Genomic DNA, 229 nt, shown 5'->3' on the forward strand with positions numbered 1-229 from the left:
ATTTCGAGGAAATTCTTGATTTCTTCCCGCATGATCAGTTCTAATTTTTCCTTTACAAACTGACGAATGACACTTTCCAGCTGATTTGCCCAGTCGACATTCGGTATACTTTTAGACATAGGTAGGGTTCTCCTTTCTCTGGAATGTGTTGTGGTCCAAATCAGAGAATACCCTACCTTTTTTCTTTTGGTCTAGCAAAATGCTTTACACAAAATTTTATACATCATCG

Annotated in this window: 1 pseudogene; it reads right to left on the reverse strand. The window is 37.6% G+C overall.

What is annotated here, in order from left to right:
* Positions 1 to 119 (reverse strand): annotated as a pseudogene (locus tag DCC82_RS17270) (IS256 family transposase); the annotation flags it as partial.
* Positions 120 to 229: the final 110 nt, after the last annotated feature.

Origin of the sequence: Geobacillus sp. LYN3, from assembly GCF_003064505.1 — a bacterium.
GTDB lineage: Bacteria > Bacillota > Bacilli > Bacillales > Anoxybacillaceae > Parageobacillus_B > Parageobacillus_B toebii.